The organism is Nocardia sp. NPDC051750, assembly GCF_044453135.1.
Taxonomy (GTDB): Bacteria; Actinomycetota; Actinomycetes; order Mycobacteriales; family Mycobacteriaceae; genus Nocardia.
The window spans coordinates 1,298,847-1,313,253 of sequence record NZ_JBITCK010000001.1 but is presented as its reverse complement, the minus strand read 5'-3'; the positions used below and the strand labels follow the sequence as shown (position 1 = coordinate 1,313,253).

General features: G+C 65.7%; 15 protein-coding genes. 8 read left to right on the top strand and 7 right to left on the bottom strand.

All coding sequences use genetic code 11. The features are described 5' to 3' along the window. Nucleotides 1-277: 277 nt before the first annotated feature. Together ACIA75_RS05810 and ACIA75_RS05805 are read right to left on the bottom strand one after the other, a co-directional pair. Complete coding sequence (locus ACIA75_RS05810; RefSeq protein WP_397100295.1) at nt 278-1,183, bottom strand: 3-oxoacyl-ACP reductase; 906 nt, start codon at nt 1,181-1,183, stop codon at nt 278-280. A 44-nt stretch (nt 1,184-1,227) separates the two neighbouring features. Continuing rightward, nucleotides 1,228-1,416 (bottom strand): ferredoxin, encoded by a 189-nt coding sequence (locus tag ACIA75_RS05805; RefSeq protein ID WP_357237955.1) that lies wholly within the window; start codon nt 1,414-1,416, stop codon nt 1,228-1,230. A 249-nt stretch (nt 1,417-1,665) separates the two neighbouring features. On the opposite strand from ACIA75_RS05805, the gene ACIA75_RS05800 reads away from it, so the two are divergent. Continuing rightward, nucleotides 1,666-2,859 carry an acyl-CoA dehydrogenase family protein gene (locus ACIA75_RS05800; RefSeq protein ID WP_397100292.1) on the top strand — a complete coding sequence of 398 codons (1,194 nt, stop codon included), beginning with the start codon at nt 1,666-1,668 and terminating at the stop codon, nt 2,857-2,859. Nucleotides 2,860-2,892: 33 nt separating this feature from the next. After that, nucleotides 2,893-3,999, top strand: a complete 1,107-nt coding sequence (locus ACIA75_RS05795; RefSeq protein ID WP_397100290.1) for an acyl-CoA dehydrogenase family protein — start codon at nt 2,893-2,895, stop codon at nt 3,997-3,999. Nucleotides 4,000-4,154: 155 nt separating this feature from the next. Here the strand turns inward: ACIA75_RS05795 and ACIA75_RS05790 are convergent, their stop codons facing one another. Both ACIA75_RS05790 and ACIA75_RS05785 read right to left on the bottom strand, forming a co-directional pair. Next, entirely contained in the window at nt 4,155-5,264 is a 1,110-nt protein-coding gene (locus tag ACIA75_RS05790; protein ID WP_397100288.1) for an alpha/beta hydrolase family protein, read from the bottom strand. A 233-nt stretch (nt 5,265-5,497) separates the two neighbouring features. After that, nucleotides 5,498-6,325: an SDR family NAD(P)-dependent oxidoreductase gene (locus tag ACIA75_RS05785; RefSeq protein ID WP_397100286.1), complete on the bottom strand. Its 828-nt coding sequence runs from the start codon at nt 6,323-6,325 to the stop codon at nt 5,498-5,500. 72 nt (nt 6,326-6,397) lie between these two features. On the opposite strand from ACIA75_RS05785, the gene ACIA75_RS05780 reads away from it, so the two are divergent. The 3 genes from ACIA75_RS05780 to ACIA75_RS05770 are packed head-to-tail and all read left to right on the top strand — an operon-like array spanning nt 6,398 to nt 7,483. Further along, nucleotides 6,398-6,796, top strand: a complete 399-nt coding sequence (locus tag ACIA75_RS05780) for a winged helix-turn-helix transcriptional regulator (protein WP_397100284.1) — start codon at nt 6,398-6,400, stop codon at nt 6,794-6,796. Between the two features lie 40 nt (nt 6,797-6,836). Next, nucleotides 6,837-7,076 carry a type II toxin-antitoxin system prevent-host-death family antitoxin gene (locus ACIA75_RS05775; protein WP_397100282.1) on the top strand — a complete coding sequence of 80 codons (240 nt, stop codon included), beginning with the start codon at nt 6,837-6,839 and terminating at the stop codon, nt 7,074-7,076. Then, nucleotides 7,073-7,483: a type II toxin-antitoxin system death-on-curing family toxin gene (locus ACIA75_RS05770; RefSeq protein WP_397100280.1), complete on the top strand. Its 411-nt coding sequence runs from the start codon at nt 7,073-7,075 to the stop codon at nt 7,481-7,483. Before ACIA75_RS05775 ends, ACIA75_RS05770 begins: the two co-directional genes overlap by 4 nt. Before the next feature lie 62 nt (nt 7,484-7,545). Here ACIA75_RS05770 and ACIA75_RS05765 read toward each other — a convergent pair whose 3' ends face one another. Beyond that, nucleotides 7,546-9,195 carry an acyl-CoA synthetase gene (locus ACIA75_RS05765; RefSeq protein ID WP_397100278.1) on the bottom strand — a complete coding sequence of 550 codons (1,650 nt, stop codon included), beginning with the start codon at nt 9,193-9,195 and terminating at the stop codon, nt 7,546-7,548. Nucleotides 9,196-9,256: 61 nt separating this feature from the next. Between ACIA75_RS05765 and ACIA75_RS05760 the strand changes: the two genes are divergently transcribed. Further along, nucleotides 9,257-10,039 carry a crotonase/enoyl-CoA hydratase family protein gene (locus tag ACIA75_RS05760; protein WP_397100276.1) on the top strand — a complete coding sequence of 261 codons (783 nt, stop codon included), beginning with the start codon at nt 9,257-9,259 and terminating at the stop codon, nt 10,037-10,039. 147 nt (nt 10,040-10,186) lie between these two features. Here the strand turns inward: ACIA75_RS05760 and ACIA75_RS05755 are convergent, their stop codons facing one another. Beyond that, complete coding sequence (locus ACIA75_RS05755; RefSeq protein ID WP_397100274.1) at nt 10,187-10,606, bottom strand: VOC family protein; 420 nt, start codon at nt 10,604-10,606, stop codon at nt 10,187-10,189. 366 nt (nt 10,607-10,972) lie between these two features. On the opposite strand from ACIA75_RS05755, the gene ACIA75_RS05750 reads away from it, so the two are divergent. Further along, entirely contained in the window at nt 10,973-11,977 is a 1,005-nt protein-coding gene (locus tag ACIA75_RS05750) for a sigma-70 family RNA polymerase sigma factor (RefSeq protein WP_397100272.1), read from the top strand. Between the two features lie 394 nt (nt 11,978-12,371). Beyond that, entirely contained in the window at nt 12,372-13,631 is a 1,260-nt protein-coding gene (locus ACIA75_RS05745) for an ATP-binding protein (protein WP_397100270.1), read from the top strand. A gap of 109 nt (nt 13,632-13,740) precedes the next feature. Here ACIA75_RS05745 and ACIA75_RS05740 read toward each other — a convergent pair whose 3' ends face one another. Further along, a complete protein-coding gene (locus ACIA75_RS05740; protein ID WP_397100268.1) occupies nt 13,741-14,406 on the bottom strand; it encodes a hypothetical protein in 666 nt (221 codons plus the stop codon). Nucleotide 14,407: the final 1 nt, after the last annotated feature.

The window sequence follows — 14,407 nt, the reverse complement described above, 5'->3', positions numbered from 1 at the left end:
CTGGTCCCGCCGGCGGCCGTTGGGGATACACCCTGGGACACGCCCCGATAAGTAGAACACGTTCATTTCCTATTTGGGGCCATTTTGAGGCTTGTGAACTGGAAACTTGCCGCAATCCCAGACAGCGGGATTGGAACAAGATTCATACGCCTTGGGCATCATTGTGTGAGGCCGGGCACAGTGCGACCCCTTTGTTTACCAATGACTGGACGGTTGTTCAACTCTGGCCGGGCACGTTCCGCGAGCGAATCACGCAAACTGCCCGGCCGGGACTCACTCAACCCAGTTCGTGTAGTGCCGTTGCAGAGAAGGTACGACCTGCTTCGCGCCCGGCGAAGTAACCCGTCAGCGTGGTGGCCAGATCGTCATCAGACCATTGCGCGCCCGACGCATCGAAGCGCTGCTCGACCACCGGCGCGGCCATCAACGCCACCATCGGCCCGTAGACCACGAACACCTGCCCGTTGACCAGGTCGGCGGCGGGAGATGCCAGGTAGGCGACCAGACGCGCCACATGCTCGGGCGAGAGCGGATCCACCTCACCTTCGGGTGCCGCACTGAAAACCTGTTCGGTCATGGCGGTACGCGCCCGCGGGCAGATCGCGTTCGCGCGAACACCGAAACGATTCAGTGCGCGCGAAGCCGACAGGGTCAACGCCGTGATTCCGGCTTTGGCCGCCGCATAGTTGGCCTGACCCTCCGGGCCGAGCAACCCGGCTTCGGAAGAGGTATTGACGATCCGGCCGTACACCGGAGCGCCGGTCTCCTTGGACCGCGCGCGCCAGTAGGCGCCGGCATTGCGGGTCAGCAGGAAATGCCCGCGCAGATGCACCGCGAGAACCGCGTCCCAGTCCTCGTCGGTCATATTGAACAGCATCTTGTCGCGGGTGATCCCCGCGTTGTTGACCACGATGTCCAGGCCACCGAAGGATTCCGTGGCGGCGGTGATCAACGCGTCGGCCGTGGCCCGCTCGGCGATACTGCCCGCGACGAATTCCGCCTTGGCACCGAGGGCCCGGATCTGCTCCAGCGTCTCGGCCACCGCTTCGGACTCGCGGAGGTCGTTGACCACCACGGAAGCCCCGGCTCCGGCCAGAGCGAGCGCTTCGGCCTTACCGAGGCCCGCACCCGCTCCGGTCACGATCGCAACTCGCCCGGCAAGGCTGGTATCTGTATCGCTCACCGGGCCGACTCTAGAACGTGTTCTTATTCACGGCAAGAGCCGATTCAGAGCAACCGCAGCGCCGCTTTGGGGCATTGCGCCACCGCTTCGGCCACCTGGGACTCCTGATCCGCGGCGACCTCGCCCTCGGCGACGTGCAACATATCCTCGTCATCGAGTTCAAAGACGTCGGGAGCGATTCCCGCACAGATTCCGTTTGCTTCGCACTGATCGAAGTCAACGCTGACCTTCATCGAAACTCCTTTTCCCCACGTAGCGGCCGAAGCGTAACAAGCGACGGGCGCCGGGGCTGGCAACATGGGCTGATTACCCTTCAATACTGGAACATGTTTCAGTGCATATGCAATGATCGGAGCCAGGCATTCGAGATCCATACCGTGCTCCGCGAGCAGAGCGCGGAACCGCGCCGCCCGCAGGCGCGGCGCGATCCCACGTCCCGCCCCCGATCTCCATCCCGCAGAACGAAGGCTCGAGGTCCCGCCATGCGTATCGCGTATACCCCGCAGCAGCAGCAGCTACGCGCCGAACTCCGCGAATATTTCGCGCGCCTGATCACACCGGAACGACGGGCCGCGCTCAGCGCCCAGACCGGTGAATACGGCCAGGGCAATGTGTACCGCGAGGTGGTCGCGGAAATGGGACGCGACGGCTGGCTGGCCCTGGGCTGGCCGAAGGAATACGGCGGCCAGGACCGGCCCATGATCGACCAGCTGATCTTCACCGACGAGGCCGCCATCGCCGGCGCCCCGGTGCCGTTCCTGACCATCAACTCGGTGGCGCCGACGATCATGCACTACGGCAGCGAGGAACAGAAGAAATTCTTCCTGCCCAAGATCGCCGCCGGCGACCTGCACTTCGCCATCGGCTACTCCGAACCGGGCGCCGGCACCGACCTGGCCGCCCTGCGCACCACGGCGGTACGCGACGGCGACGATTACGTGATCAACGGCCAGAAGATGTGGACCAGCCTCATCGCCTACGCCGACTACATCTGGCTGGCCGTGCGCACCGACCCCACCGCCAAGAAGCACAAGGGCATCAGCATGCTGATAGTGCCCACCACCGCCGAAGGCTTCTCCTGGACCCCCGTGCACACCATGGCCGGGCCGGATACCAGCGCTACCTACTACCAGGACGTCCGTGTTCCGGTGACCTCCCTGGTCGGCCCGGAGAACGGCGGCTGGCCGCTGGTCACCAACCAGCTCAACCACGAGCGGGTCGCGCTGACCTCCGCCGCCGCGCTGCAACTGGCCCTGGCGCAGACGGTGGCCTGGGCCAAGGAGACGAAGGCCGCGGACGGGTCCCGGGTGTTCGACCGGGAATGGGTCCAGCTGAACCTGGCGCGCGTGCACGCCAAGGTCGAATACCTCAAGCTCATGAACTGGGAGATCGCCACCCGGGCCGACGCCGGCGGCGACGCGGCACCCCGGCCCTGGGACGCCTCCGCGTGCAAGGTGTACGGCACCGAACTGTCGACCGAGGCGTACCGCCTGCTCATGGAGGTGCTCGGCCCCCAGGCCGCGTTGCGGCAGGATTCCCCGGGGTCGGTGCTGCGGGGCCGGCTGGAGCGGATGCACCGCGCCGCCCTGATCCTCACCTTCGGCGGCGGCACCAACGAGGTGCAGCGCGACATCATCGCCATGACCGCCCTGAAGCAGCCCGCCTCCGCCCGCTGACCGTCTCGCCCATTCCAGAATTAGGTAGTCACCATGGATTTCACTCCCACCGAAGCCCAAGTGGATCTGGCCCGGCTCACCGGCGAGGTCTGCGAGAAACTGGTCACCGCGGACCGGCTCCGCGAATTGGACGGCGGTACGGCCAAATTCGACGAACCGCTGTGGACATCGCTGGCCGAGACCGGCGTGCTGTCGGCCGCGCTGCCCGAGGAGATCGGCGGCAGCGGTTTCGGCGTCCTGGAACAGACCGCGATCCTGCGCGAACTCGGCAAGGCGGTCGCGGCTGTTCCGTACCTGTGGTCGATCGTTCTCGGCGCGGATGCGCTGGCCCGTTTCGGGTCCGCCGATAGTCGTGACCTCGCCGCCGCGGCTGCCGCGGGCACCTCGATCCTCACCGTCGCCCTGGCCGAGGAACACAACTGGGAGCCCACCCGGCCCGCGACCACCGCAACCGAATCCGCCGGCGGCTGGCGCGTCACCGGCGTCAAGACCACGGTCCCGGTAGCCGACCGCGCCGCACGAATTCTGGTGCCCGCGTCGGTATCCGGTAAGCCCGCGGTCTTCCTGGTCGACCCCTCCGGCGAATCCGTCACTGTGACCGAACAGCAGGTCACCGACCGCAGCGCGGAATCGCTCGTCGAATTCACCGACGCCCCCGCCGAACTGCTCGGCACCGTGGAAGACGGTGCGCAAATCCTGAACTGGCTTCTCGACCGCGCCTGGCTGGGCCTGGCCGCCCAGCAGCTCGGCACACTCGAACGCTCACTGGAACTGGTCGCCGGCTACGCCCGCGAGCGCGAACAATTCGGCCGCGCCGTCGGCAGCTTCCAGGCCGTGGCTCAGCGTCTGTCCGACAGCTACATCAGCGTCCAGGGCCTGCGCCTCACCACCACCCAGGCGGCCTGGCAGCTCAGTGAAGACCTCGACGCCGCCGGAGCGATCCACACCGCCAAATTCTGGGCGGCCGAAGCGGGTCACCAAGTGGCGCACACTCTGGTCCATGTACACGGCGGGGTCGGGATCGACCGCGACCACATCGCGCACAACTACTTCACCGCCGCCAAACACAACGAATTCGCCCTCGGCGGAGCAACCAACCACCTGCTACCGCTGGCCCAGTTCGTTCCCGAATCCGCTTAGAGACCGCCCGCTGGTCAGCGGAGTTACCGCTGACCAGCGCAGCGTCTCCCGATAGGCCCGCTGCACGAACCGGCTCTTCGATGACGTGCTCGGTGTTCAGCAAAGGCGCGACCGCCTCCGGTAGAGGCGCGACGCGCTCGGATTGCACAACCGAATCAGTAGAAGCGGACCTCGGGGCCCGCCGGATTCGGCGCATCGAGGATCGGCTGCGGAATACCGCGCAGGTGGAGGTCGACGAAGGCGGTGACATATCGCCGGGTCAGGTCCATCGCGTGGTTGCCGTCGATCGTCGTATCCGGCACCCGGAAACCGACGGCCGCGGTGATCGGCGCGTAGTCGGTGAAGGACGAATGTGACGTGCCGTCCACCGACAGCCAGCGTTTCCAGCCGCCGAACGCATCGTATGCGGTGGCCCACTTGTCGCCGGACTTGCCGTCGGGTGCGTGCAGCGGTGCGCCCATCATCAGGAACGGCCGGTCGACTGCCCGGCCGTAGGGTGCGGCGGGGAACGTTCCGTCCAGGTTGAACCCGGCGCGGATCCTGCTGTCCTCGGCGAGCGCGTACGGCGCGGTGAATCCGCCCGCGGAATGACCGCCCATGGCGATCCGGGACGAGTCGAGCGGTAGTTGTCCGGACAGTTCGTCGAGAACGAAGGACACATCCTGGGCTCGGTTGCGTGCGACCGCCACGGCGTCCAGACTGCCTCGGCAGGCCGCACATTCGGTGATGCGCCCATCCGGGAAGGTCACGGCGGAGGCCTCGTATGTGTGGTCGATGCCGAGCACGAGATAGCCACGACTGGCGAGTTCCTCGGCGAGGCCGGTGAGCGATGCTCGCGGCATGCTGAAACCCGGCGAAAGCACCACCGTGGGCAGCGGGTGTCCCCATCTCGGCGCGTCGACATAGGCATGCGTTCGTACCGTGCTGAGGAGGCCCGGCGCAAATCCGTCCACACCGAGCGAAGCGAGGATGAGCGCCGACTCCTGGGGCGTGGCATAGGCGTCCGGCCGGCCGACAGGTGCCAGTGCGGGATACCAGGCGGAGACCATCAGTTCACGGTCGCGATCGGGAACCCACGGGTCGGGCCGATCGTCGACCAGGTGGAACTCCTGGGCGCCGACCGCGAACGGGCCGGTCGGGGCCGGCAGTGCCACACCGAGCTCGGACCCGGATGTGGTGGGCGCGGCCGCCCCGGGTGCGGTGGCCGCCGCACCCAGCGCGACCGCGAGGGCCGCCGCGAAGGCGAGAAAACGAGTGATACCCACGGACTCACTTTCGATCGGAACGATCATGTACCGCGAGTCTCGCCGAAGGCCGCAACTCTCGCATCGGGTGTCTCCCCGAATCCGACCCTGAGACAGACGGATCGGGCAGCCGAGTCCCGAACACGAACCGCCGGACTCGCGAACATTTCGACCACCACACGAGTTTCGCGTGCGGGCCCCGGTCGGTGGCGTCCCGTCGCACGGTTCCGGCCGCCCGCAGACGACACCCCGAATCAGGACTGCGCTGCCAGGAGTTCACCGGTGAGTTCGGAAAGGCGACGGGCATCGCCGGGGTCGAGAGTCGGCAGTGACAGCGGTAGCGACCGGCCCCGATCGATTGCGCGGAGCGGCGCCGCGGACGGGGTATCGACGAAATCGTGGATCGGGTGGATCGCGGTGCGCACGGGTCGAGCGGCGAGCGCGGCGAGCGTTCGGATGGCTGTCCTGGCGACCGGATTCAACGGTGTCAGATCCCCGCTGCGAGTGAATCCGGGGTGATAGAGGACGTACCCGATCTTCCCGCCGAATTGTCCGGCGAAAGAAACTCCCAGCAGATCGTTGGCCCGCCCGGCCTGTAGCTGGGCGCGGACCACACTGTAGCCGCGCGTGAGATGCGGATCGTCCCAGTTCACCGCCCCTTTCCGGACACCGACGCCGGCTATGTTCACGATCACCGGCTGCCCGCTGCGCTCCAGCAACGGAACCAACCCGTACGAGAGCAGATACCGGCTCAGGTAATACAGCGCGAACGTGCGCTCGAATCCCTCGGCGGTCCCGATGCGCTTCGGCGAGGTCCGGTTCGCGAACAGCAGCAGCGCATCGACCGTCTCGTAGACCGAATCTATTTCGGCGACAACTCGTCGCGTCTCCGCCACCGAACTCAGGTCCGCCCGCAGAAAGCGCAATCGGTCCGCGTCGGGTCCGGCGGCAGCCAGTAGCGCGTCCCCCTTGGCCGGGTTGCTACCGATCGCCACGACCCGGTCCCCCCGGGCGAGCCGCTCGAGCGCGAACGCACGTCCCATACCATCGGTACCACCACTGATAACAATGGTTCTGGTCATCACACCTCCATCGGTCCACCTGTCGCTCCCCATCCTCGACAGCGGTCACCGACCCCGGAAGAAGGCACTTTTATGTTCCCCACCCCAGCGCAGGCGCCCTCCTTCGCCGCGGCGGAACTCCCCGCGCCCGTCCCCAGCGCCGACTACCAGGCCTGTCCGGTGACCGAGATCGCCAAGCTCCTCGGCGACAAATGGACCCTGCTGGTGATCGCCCTACTGGCCCGCCGCCCCTACCACTACAACGAACTACACCGCTCGATCGAAGACCTCAGCCGCCGCATGCTGACCCGAACCCTCCGCTCCCTGGAAGCCGACGGCCTCGTCGACCGCACCGTCCACCCGACCATCCCACCCACGGTCGAATACACCCTCACACCGCTGGGCGAATCACTCCTGCATCCGCTCTCGACTCTGGCCGATTGGGCGGTGGATCACGCCGGTGAAATCGGCGCCGCGCGGGCCGCACGATAATTTTCGTACAAACATCAGGCAGATATGTACGATTGCCGGTATGACTGCACTTCCTGATTTCGACGCCTGGGAACTACCCGTCAGCGAAGCACGCGACAAGCTGGCCGAGGTAGTCGCGGCAGCCGAGGCCGGCAAGGTAGTCCACCTGACGAGGCACGGCCGTCGCGTCGCGGCAGTTGTTCCGGAAGCGATGGCAGAAACAGCCGACAGCCAGGTCCGCGAACTGTCGCAGCGGTTCGCGTCCAAGCATCGAGCGCTGCTCGACAGGCTTGCCGAATGACCCGGACCGCGATCTACTACCTGACCACCGCAGACCTCCGCGCAATCGCCGGCGATGTCGCAGGCGGGTTCATCGTTCGCGATCCGGGACTCCTCGAATCTGCGTCAGCCCGGCCACAAGCGACAGTTTTCGGTGCTGACGCCTACCCCTCCGTCTGGGACAAGGCCGCGGCGCTACTACATTCCATTGCCAAGAATCACCCGCTGATCGATGGCAACAAGCGGTTGGCCATTGCGGCCGGTGCGATCTTCCTCGCCCGCAACGGTGTGGATATCGGCGGTTTGGACGAGGACCTGGCGTACGACCTGATGATCGCGGTCGCTACCGGCGAACTGGACGAGGTCGCCGATATCGCCGAACAACTCAGGAAGGCGATCGGAGCAACACCTCCGGGCTCACCCGAGTAACGAACGCTCAGCGCGAAGAGGCTGCCGCGTGCATGGCGGCAGCCCCTTCGCGCAGCCGGAGCCTACGACGAGCTTCCCGCCTGACCGTGCTCGTCGGCGTCACGCTCCTCGGTTTGCGCCTTGGCCCACTTGTAGTCGGGCTTGCCCGCCGGGGACCGCTTGATCTCGTCGACGAACCACAGGCTGCGGGGCTGTTTGTAGGAGGAGATCTCCTGGGTCAGTACCGGTCGCAGTTCCTCCAGGGTGGGGCGTTTGTCGCCGCGACACTGCACGACGGCCGCCACTCGCTGACCCCAGCGCTCGTCCGGGACCCCGACCACCAGCGCGTCGAAGATCTCGGGATGGCATTTCAGCGCGCCCTCGACCTCCTCCGGGTAGATCTTCTCGCCGCCGCTGTTGATACTCACCGAACCACGGCCCAGCATCGTGACGGTCCCGTCCTCCTCGACCCGAGCCCAGTCGCCGGGGATGGAGTAGCGGACTCCGTTGAACTCCTTGAAGGTCGCCGCGGTTTTCACCGGGTCGTTGTAGTACCCGAGCGGGATGTGCCCCTTGCGGGCGAGGACACCGGACTGGCCGGAACCGGGGGTCACCGGGTTGCCGTCCTCATCGAGCACCGCGGTGGAGGCGTCGATCTTCACCCGCGGTCCGCCGGTATGGGTGGCACCCTTGGCCGCGATGGAGATACCGCCGAAGCCCGTCTCCGAGGAGCCGATGGAATCGGTGATGACCGTATTCGGCAGCAGGTCGATGAACTCGTCCTTGAGGGTCGGCGAGAAGAGTGCCGCACTGCTCGCCATCGCCCAGAGGTTCGTGTGCTGGTACGGCTCACCGTTTTCCGGGTTGCCCTCCTTCAGCGCATCCATCATCGGACGGGCCATGGCATCGCCGGTCATGAAGATCATGTTGATGCTGTGGCGGTCCACCGCCTGCCAGACCCCGTGCCCGCTGAATTCCGGCAGCATGATGGTCTTACCGCCGTCGAACAGGCCGTGGAACACCGCGGTCTGCGAGCCGCCGTGGATCAGCGGCGGGATCGGGTAACGCACCATCTGGCCGCCGGCCGCGCCCGTCTTGGCCTGCTGCCATTCGTCCTGGACGTATTCACCGGTCATGAAGTTGATACCGCCGCCGAGGACCCGCCACCAGTCTTCGTGCCGCCACATGACGCCCTTGGGCATGCCGGTGGTGCCGCCGGTGTAAAGCATGAAGATGTCGTCGGGGGAACGGTCACCGAAGTTGCGTTCGCCGGACGATTCCGCCAGGGCCGCTTCGTAATCCACGGAGCCTTCCGCAGTGGCGAATTCATCGCTGCCGTCGTCGACCACGAGGACCGTCTTCAGCTTCGCGACCTTCGGCCGCACATTCGCCACCTTGCCGGTGTAGCGCCGCTCGTGAATGAGCGCCACCATGTCCGAATTTTCGAAGATGTATTGCAACTCGTTCTCGACGTACCGGAAGTTCACGTTGATCATCACCGCGCGGGCTTTGAACACCGCCACCATGGCCTCCACGGCCTCGATGGTGTTGCGTGAGTAGATACCGACCTTGTCGCCCGGCTGGACACCGTGTTCCAGCAGGTAGTTGGCCAGCCGGTTGGCCCGGTCCTCCAGTTGCGCGAAGGTGATCGAGCGGTGGTCGTCAGCCAGCGCAACCCGGTCCGGCACGAGATCGATGGTGTGTTCGACGAGGTCGGCTATGTTGTACGTCACAAGGTCAAAAATAGAACGTGTTACTGTTTCTTGCAAGGTCCGAGTAACAGGAGAAACAACGATGCCTCAATGCCTCGTCGAGAAGCGCGGCCACGTCCTCATCGTCACCATGAACCGGCCGGAGGCGCGCAATGCGCTCTCGACCGAGATGATGGCAATCATGCGCGACGCCTGGGACCAGGTGGACCAGGATCCGGAAATCCGGGTCGCCATCCTCACCGGCGCGGGCGGGGCTTTCTGCGCGGGGGCCGACCTCAAGGGCATGACCCAGCAACATCCAGGTGATTCCTTCAAAGGCGGCGGCTGGGATCTGTCCAAGATCGAGGCGCTACTCAAAGGTCGGCGGCTCACGAAACCGCTGATCGCGGCGGTCGAAGGCGCGGCCATCGCGGGCGGCACCGAGATCCTGCAGGGCACCGATATCCGGGTGGCGGGCGAAAGCGCCAAGTTCGGCGTATCCGAAGCGCGCTGGGGCCTGTTCCCGCTGGGCGGCTCGGCGGTCCGGCTGGTCCGTCAGGTGCCCTATACCGTCGCCGCCGATATTCTGCTGACCGGGCGCCACCTCAGCGCCGCCGAGGCAAAGGACATCGGGCTCATCGGCCACGTGGTCCCGGACGGCACCGCCCTGGACAAGGCGCTGGAACTGGCCGACCTGATCGCGGCCAACGGCCCGCTCGCGGTCCAGGCGATCCTGCAGACCATCCGCGAGAGCGAATGCATCCCCGAGGAAGAGGCGTTCCAGATCGACGCCAAACTCGGCACCGCGGTCTTCCAGTCCGCCGACGCCAAGGAAGGCCCCCAGGCTTTCAAGGAGAAGCGCAAGCCGAACTTCAGCGGTAAGTAGGCGAATCACCCCGCGGATATCGGCGTTGCGGGCGCGACACAACCGCAATCCCGCCCGCGAACCGGGCTCGGCAGCCGAAGCGCCCCGAACGAGCTGAACGCCCCCTTTCGATGCATATCGAAAGGGGGCGTTCGCGCCGGTGTTCGCCTACTGCGCGCCGGGGTAGTCCATGAAGAACGGCTCCCACTGATGACCGTCCGGATCCAGGAAGGTCCGGCCGTGCATCCCGACCTGCGCCTCCTGCGCCTGTTTATCGGCATTGACCTCTTCGGTCCCGCCCGCGGCCACCGCGGCCTCGGTGAGCCGGTCGACCTCCTCGGCGCTACCCAGCGACAGGGCATACGCCGCGCCGGTGGCAGCCCGGGTATCGGCGATCGGGCGCTTGCTGAACACCCCGAAGTGCTCATGGGTGAGCAGCATCAGGCAGATATTGTCGTCGACCACGATGCAAGCGGCGTTCTCGTCGGTGAAATCGTCGTTCACCTTCCACCCGAGCGACTCGTAGAAGCCCTTCGAACGAGACAGTTCGGTCACGGGAAGATTGACGAAAATCATTTTGCTGCTCACGATTTCGGTCCTTTCGAAGCTGTGGTGGGTTTCGCCGGCTGCACAGGTAGAGACGCGGACCGCTTCCGGAACTAATCGGCAGTGACGGAAAATTTTCGCGGCCGGGTGAGGGGGCGCCGGGGCGACTCCTGGCGCGGCGCCCCGGTCGAGGGACGGGCCGCGGCCGCGCCCGGCGAGACCGGCAGTGAATCGGCGCAGTTTGTCCGAGACCTACCGTGGCTGCGGTCCACCGCATGGCGCAGCGGGCGGCTTTCGCGGCCGCCCACGGTGTGGCGTCTGCGCCTGTTGAGACAGCAGTGGCAAAGGCGTGAACTGCTTGTTTCATCCCCTGTTCACATGTCGGTGCGCTGTGCCACAGTGACACCCATGAGCGAGCAGACCGGCACTATCGACGCCGACGTACTGAGATCCTTCGAATCACATCGGCGCGAGCTCTGCGCCTACGCCTACCGCATGCTGGGTTCGTCCTTCGAGGCCGAAGATGCCGTCCAGGACGCCTTCACCCGGGCCTGGAAGTCCTACGACTCGTTCGAGGGCCGGGCCAGCCTGCGCTCCTGGCTCTACAAGATCACCACCAATATCTGCCTCGATATGCTCGATGGCCCCCAACGCCGGGCCCGGCCGATGGATCTGTCCAGCCCGTCCAATCCGGATCACCCGCTCGGTCCGCCCAAACCGGATTACGTCTGGGTGGAGCCCATCCCCAACTCGCTCGCTTTCGGCTCCGATCCGGCCGAGTACGCCACCGCCAAGGACAGCTTGCGGCTGGCTTTCGTCGCGGCCTGCCAGCATCTGCCCGCCACCCAGCGCGCCATCCTGATCATGCGCGAGGTGCTGCGTTTCTCGGCCAACGAAACAGCCGAAGCCCTGACCATGAGCACCGCCTCGGTGAACAGCGCCCTGCAGCGGGCCCGGGCGACCATGAGCAAGGTGCAGCCGGCCGAAACCGACAGCTACGACGCCTCCGACGACGATCAGCGCAAACTGATCGACGATTTCGTCACCGCGTTCGAGTCCTACGATATGGACGCGCTCACCACCCTGCTGAAATCCGATGTGGCACTGTCCATGCCGCCCTTCGACCTCTGGATCTCCGGCCCCGAGAATGTGGCCGCCTTCATGCTCGGCACCGGCGCGGCCTGCCGCAATTCCCGGCTGGTCCCGCTGGGCGGCGCCAACGGTCATCCGGCCTTCGGCCACTACAAGCCGAGCGGCGACCCCGGCCGCTGGGTGCCGTGGTCGATCACGGTGCTGGAAATGCGCGACGGCGTGATCGCCGGCCTCAATTTCTTCCTCGACACCGAACGCCTGTTCCCCCTGTTCGACCTCCCACCGGAATGGACCGAAACACCGGCAAGCGCCCCGGCCTGAGACCGTTCGGACAGGCGGCATAACCGTCGGCCCGAACGCATCCCGAGTGCCTGGATGAGGTTTCGCCGGTGATCAGTAGGGACACAGTGGTCGTATCGCACCGAATCCACCGGCGAACCATCGGTAGCCCAATGTCGGTTTATCGGCAGTTTATCGGCAATCCTGCGTACCCTTGCTCCACTGCAACGCCGGGTGCTCGAACTGTTCAGCCTGAATCGGCATCGACCGTTCGATGTCCGGTACCGGCCCCACGCCGCACGCCCCGCACCGCCGTCGCGGCCACGTGCTACCGTCCAGATGTCCACTGGCCTACCGTCCAGGTGTCCAGCAAACTACCGTCCAAGTGTCCACATGTTCTGCGTCCAGTTGTCCACCTGCATGCCATAATGGCTGGATGAGCGGGTTTCGACTCCTACCCAGGCACGCGGAAGAGCTGATCGCCGAGTCACTGGCGGACACTCGAGTGGTGCTGGTCAACGGGGCACGCCAGTCCGGCAAAAGCACACTCACCCGCCTGGCCGGTAGCCAACAGCCGGACACTGTCATCCGGTTGCTCGATGATCCGGCTACCCTGCGCGCCGCCCAGGACGACCCGGCCGGATTCGTCGATCGCGACAGCGGGCTGACCATCATCTACGAGATCCAGCTCGCGCCCGAGCTACTGCGCCCGATAAAAATGACAGTCGATCTCAACCCGACGCCAGGACGATTCCTGTTGACCGGATCAGCGCGCGTCCTCGCCTTGCGGACACTTCCGGACGCATTGCCCGGGCGGATGGAAATCATCGAACTCTGGCCGTTCGCGCAGGGCGAGATCGATGGGCAACCGGACGGATTCGTCGACGCGGCGTTCCGCCACGGCCCCGATATCGACCACTCGTCCACGCTCAAACGCCGAGACTATCTCGAACGAGCCGTGGTCGGCGGATTCCCGGAAGCAGTCCAGCGCAACGCCCGCCGCCGCTCTGCCTTCTTCGATTCGTACCTGCAGACTCTTATCGAGCGCGATGTACTCCAACTCGCCGCCATCGAACGCCACGGTGAAATGTTGAAGCTGCTGGCACTGCTTGCGGGCCGGGTGGGCAACTTACTCGTCCCCGGAACGCTGGCGGGGCAATCGGGGCTCGCCCGGAACACAGTCGTCCGCTATCTCGAGCTGCTGCAATCGGTTTTCCTGATCAAGAGCATCCCCGCCTGGTCACCCGGACCGACTTTCCGGGCGATCGGGACCCCCAAACTGGCATTCGTGGATTCCGGAATCGCCGGTCACCTCCTCGGCCAGGACGCCGCACGGATGGACGACCCCGGCGGGGCAGCCGGCCCGATGCTGGAGAACTTCGTGGCCATGGAACTCGCGCGCCAGCTGACATGGTCCGAGCAACGGGCGCGAATGTATCACTATCGCACCAAGGACAAGGTCGAAGTCGACGTGGTACTGGAGACCCCTGACGGCCGTGTTGTCGGTGTCGAAGTCAAGGCCGGGGCAACAGTAAGGACCGAGGACCTCACCGGCCTGCGCAACCTCGCGCAGAAACTGGATGACAAGTTCGTCGCGGGCTACGTGCTGTACACCGGCAAACAGACCTTGCCCTTCGGACCCAAGCTGCGCGCGGTCCCGATGGATGCGCTCTGGCGGCTCGCGCCGGTCCGATGAGCACCGGTCGGCGGCGACCTCGAAATAGGTCTGCGAACGATGCCGGCCGGGGCCGATACCTAGACGAGTTCGGCGGTCGACCAGTGCGGCTTGTGAATGTCGACGGTCTTCACGACGAACCCGCCGACCTATCCTGATGTGCGCGGAGTTCGTCCAATGCAGCGGCGAATTCCGGGTGGGTAGCCGACACGATCAGCACGGACCGGCCTTCGTTGAGCCGAGCATGCAGGATCGGCCGCGCGTAGCTGAAAGCTCCCCGTGCCGCTATGAGCGCAGATATGAAAATAGATATGAGGAACTCAGCCAGGCCGAAGAACGCCATCCTGTTGTCGTAGATGGCCAGCGAGCGAAACCAAGTCGGCGCGGCAATCGGCAGGAGTGACAAGGCGGGTATCAGCACCGCGACTCCAATGAGCACCCGGCCGGTCCAGCGGGAGAATTGCATTCGGCGCAGGCATGAGGAGCAACAGGGCCACTCCGCAGTGACCACCGCATCGGCAGCGGGGTCCCGGAACGCGCTCATCACGGTGCCCCGGCCCGGCATGTCGACGATGCTCCGGGTGAGAGTCAACTGCTGGGATTCCGGATCGGGCTCGGCGAACTTCACTTCGACCGGAAGCCGTACCGCCACGTCGCGTCCGTGCGGGCTGCACCGATCCGGCAGTAGCTCGGCCACCGTGAAGGCCGACGGGTGCCTGGCGGCGATGCCGTAAACCTCTGCCGCGGGATCGGGACGGATCGCGATCGACACCGGCCCCCGGCGGTCCGTGGTCACG

Bases quoted from the DNA above. Each gene is read 5' to 3' on its own strand.
- ACIA75_RS05780 (WP_397100284.1), top strand. From the start codon at position 6,398: ATGTTCCCCACCCCAGCGCAGGCGCCCTCCTTCGCCGCGGCGGAACTC.
- ACIA75_RS05750 (WP_397100272.1), top strand. From the start codon at position 10,973: ATGAGCGAGCAGACCGGCACTATCGACGCCGACGTACTGAGATCCTTC.
- ACIA75_RS05795 (WP_397100290.1), top strand. From the start codon at position 2,893: ATGGATTTCACTCCCACCGAAGCCCAAGTGGATCTGGCCCGGCTCACC.
- ACIA75_RS05805 (WP_357237955.1), bottom strand. From the start codon at position 1,416: ATGAAGGTCAGCGTTGACTTCGATCAGTGCGAAGCAAACGGAATCTGT.
- ACIA75_RS05775 (WP_397100282.1), top strand. From the start codon at position 6,837: ATGACTGCACTTCCTGATTTCGACGCCTGGGAACTACCCGTCAGCGAA.
- ACIA75_RS05770 (WP_397100280.1), top strand. From the start codon at position 7,073: ATGACCCGGACCGCGATCTACTACCTGACCACCGCAGACCTCCGCGCA.
- ACIA75_RS05760 (WP_397100276.1), top strand. From the start codon at position 9,257: ATGCCTCAATGCCTCGTCGAGAAGCGCGGCCACGTCCTCATCGTCACC.
- ACIA75_RS05785 (WP_397100286.1), bottom strand. From the start codon at position 6,325: ATGACCAGAACCATTGTTATCAGTGGTGGTACCGATGGTATGGGACGT.
- ACIA75_RS05800 (WP_397100292.1), top strand. From the start codon at position 1,666: ATGCGTATCGCGTATACCCCGCAGCAGCAGCAGCTACGCGCCGAACTC.
- ACIA75_RS05745 (WP_397100270.1), top strand. From the start codon at position 12,372: ATGAGCGGGTTTCGACTCCTACCCAGGCACGCGGAAGAGCTGATCGCC.